Raw genomic sequence first — 3,186 nt, forward strand, 5'->3', positions numbered from 1 at the left:
CCGTGAGCAGGCGGAATTTGCCCTGAAACAGGGGCGCTGGACACAGCGTCAGTCAGCGTAATAGAAAGGAAATCGATATGTCTTCACGGGGTATTAACAAAGTCATTTTATTGGGTTATCTGGGGCAAGATCCGGAGAGCCGTTACCTGCCAACCGGTGGTACCGTGGCAACGCTGTCGCTGGCCACGTCAGAAAGCTGGCGGGATAAACAAACCGGCGAGGTGCGGGAGAAAACCGAATGGCACCGGGTGGTGATCTTCGGCAAACTAGCCGAAATTGCGGCAAAGTACCTGCAAAAAAGCGCTCAGGTTTACATTGAAGGCCAGTTGCAAACGCGCAAATGGCAGGATCAACAGGGGCAGGATCGCTATTCAACCGAAGTGGTAGTGAATGTGAATGGCACGATGCAGATGCTGGGCAGCCGTGGTGAGGCAAAACAGACGGCGGTTCAGCACTGGGCATAAGCCAGCACCGAAGCCACCGTCTTCTAAACCCGCCAATAAGGAAAGAAAGGTGACTCCGGCAGTACAACCTGCTGTGTTACCGGAAGAGGAGGAAGTAGACTGGGGAGATGAGATCCCGTTTTGAGTGGTGTTTTTATCATTAACGTATTGCCCTGTGATTACAGGGCTTGTTTTATATAACGTCATTTATTTGAATTCACTCGTATCTATTTGTTCTAATTTATCAGAGTACTCTTGCATTTTTTTTCTTTTAGGTAACTTATTATAAAACCAAAGCCATGAAAATTCTGTTACTGCTACTAGTACATAGGGAACAATATGAATTTTTTCGGGTTTTGAAGAGGAGTGAAGTACCAATATGTAGCTTAATGTTAACATTAATAGTAATGATACTATTGATATAAAAAGGTATTTTCTCCTGTCCTTTGTATATCTCCGAAAATCTATGGAAAATTTTTTATCTTCGTGAATTATGTATTTTACTATCTCTTTTAATTGGCCTTCAAGAATGTCACATCTATATGGTTTTGATAATAAAAACATATAAATTCTTCTGTTGTTGTAATCTCGTACTCCAGTCAGTTTAATGAGCGAAATGTCTTTTATTTTTCTTTTTATAAAATTCAATTCAATGGTGTTTTCTTCTCTGGCGAGAGAAATATAATTATCACCATATTTTTTGTATTTATTTAACCCCTGATCTTTAAATGAAGAAATTATCTCTCTAATTTCTTTGTTTTTCATGAATAAAATTATAAAAATAATTATTATAACTAAAGAAATATTTCCCTCACTAATGCTTTTTAATAATTCTTTTGTTTCATTTATGATCGACATAACACGCCTTTTCTCAGATGATATAAATAAAGATAGGATACTTCATGGTATGTCATAGTATGAGTTTGTATAAAATTCATGTGAGAACTTTTCGTTTTTTTAACTAGCTCACAAATTTTTTCGATATGTCAATGTAATGAATATTTATTTTTTTATTATGATGAGAATTAATTATTAAACTTTAAATATTAACTTCATTAAATCGGCGATTTGCACTTCTCCATCAAGTGTTGAAAGCAGCATGATTGTAGATCGAACTTTATTATAAATCGCCGTGTACTAATAAATATTTGAGTTAAAATTTACACCTTGGTTACCCTTTTTGCATTTGGATAGCGTACAGTGCTTGACTCTGGGTAGTATTTTACCCGTCATGTTTTTTATATGCATCTATACCACCATGAAGTTCTTCTTTTGCTCCAAAAAATATTGCCTTATCTTTTTTGCTTTTTATTAATAGATGGTTACCAGAAACATGAATAATTTCTCCTGTATGGGATGCATCTAAAAGTATAGATTTTCCCCATTTTTTATTAATAGGTAGTGATGGTATTCCTACGGGAAGTTGCTTATTTTTCCAGAGCGAATGGATATTGCATAATTTTTCCATGTTCTGATTGTTTTCGATAATATCCAATAGTTTTAGATTAGAAGGATTTATCCAATAAATGACTTTTAAACAACGCTCATAGTGCTCAATGACTTTGTTGATGACATCTTCAATCTGGTATGCTTTTTGATCACGCCATAGTGGTTCATGATGAGAAAGTCGGTTACGAATTTTATTAATTTCTTTTAACTCATTACCGATACTATTAATGGATAATGGACGCCTTGTTTGGGTATTTAGTGCATTAGGAAAAATCAAATCTCTTAAATGTGGCCAAAGTACCAAATAAGTGTTCTTCTGAATATCAAAATCATTTTTGACCATAGAAACCCAGAAACCAAAGATAAGATAAGAGGTGATTTTCAATTTTTTCAGCACCATACCTCATATATGGATTTAGATTATCCATAGCTAACAGGAGAACACACACGAATTAGAATATATTCTTTATAAGTATCTAAATAAAAGGACCACATCTTAAAACATTGAGCACTTAAAACAAATTGGTAATGATTTCAAGAGGGATAATAAAGTCAGCATTATTACAGTACATAATAGGTTTTATGAATACGCCAAAAAACACAACCTATATACCCAAATGCAATATCATAAAAGTAATGTTTTTTAACTAAAAAAATAATAAGCCCTGCAATAACAGGGCGATTTGTGAACTATAAGAAAACACTCAGAACGGGATCTCATCTCCCCAGTCTACTTCTTCCTCTTCCGGTAACACAGCAGGTTGTACTGCCGGAGTCACCTTTCTTTCCTTATTGGCGGGTTTAGAAGACGGTGGCTTCGGTGCTGGCTTATGCCCCACCTGTTGAGCAGCTGCCTGTTTTGCCTCGCCACGACTGCCCAGCATCTGCATCGTGCCATTCACATTCACCACCACTTCGGTTGAATAGCGATCCTGCCCCTGTTGGTCCTGCCATTTGCGCGTTTGCAGCTGGCCTTCAATGTAAACCTGAGCACCTTTTTGCAGGTACTCCGCCGCAATTTCGGCTAATTTGCCGAAGATCGCTACCCGGTGCCATTCGGTTTTCTCCCGTATTTCACCGGTTTGTTTATCCCGCCAGCTTTCTGATGTTGCCAGTGACAGCGTTGCCACGGTACCACCGGTTGGCAGGTAACGGATCTCCGGATCTTGCCCCAGATTGCCGATTAAAATCACTTTGTTAATACCCCGTGAAGACATATCGATTTCCTTTCTGTTACGCTGACTGACGCTGTGTCCAGCGCCCCTGTTTCAGGGCAAATTCCGCCTGCTCACGA

The 3,186-nt window shown here is 38.1% G+C and carries 3 protein-coding genes and 1 pseudogene; 1 reads left to right on the forward strand and 3 read right to left on the reverse strand.

What is annotated here, in order from left to right:
* The first annotated feature begins 77 nt into the window (after nucleotides 1–77).
* Nucleotides 78–588 (forward strand): annotated as a pseudogene (ssb, locus tag Xets_RS12965) (single-stranded DNA-binding protein).
* Nucleotides 589–650: 62 nt separating this feature from the next.
* Here the strand turns inward: ssb (Xets_RS12965) and Xets_RS12970 are convergent.
* The 3 genes from Xets_RS12970 to ssb (Xets_RS12980) all read right to left on the reverse strand — a co-directional run bounded on the left by Xets_RS12970 (nucleotide 651) and on the right by ssb (Xets_RS12980) (nucleotide 3,109).
* Nucleotides 651–1,301: a hypothetical protein gene (locus Xets_RS12970; RefSeq protein ID WP_187651814.1), complete on the reverse strand. Its 651-nt coding sequence runs from the start codon at nucleotides 1,299–1,301 to the stop codon at nucleotides 651–653.
* Between the two features lie 364 nt (nucleotides 1,302–1,665).
* Nucleotides 1,666–2,277, reverse strand: coding sequence for a hypothetical protein (locus Xets_RS12975; protein WP_255430634.1), 612 nt, complete (start codon nucleotides 2,275–2,277; stop codon nucleotides 1,666–1,668).
* Between the two features lie 319 nt (nucleotides 2,278–2,596).
* On the reverse strand, nucleotides 2,597–3,109 hold the full coding sequence (ssb, locus tag Xets_RS12980; protein ID WP_187651815.1) for a single-stranded DNA-binding protein: 513 nt from the start codon (nucleotides 3,107–3,109) through the stop codon (nucleotides 2,597–2,599).
* Between the last annotated feature and the right edge of the window lie 77 nt (nucleotides 3,110–3,186).

The organism is Xenorhabdus sp. TS4 (assembly GCF_014467265.1).
Lineage (GTDB): Bacteria > Pseudomonadota > Gammaproteobacteria > Enterobacterales > Enterobacteriaceae > Xenorhabdus > Xenorhabdus ehlersii.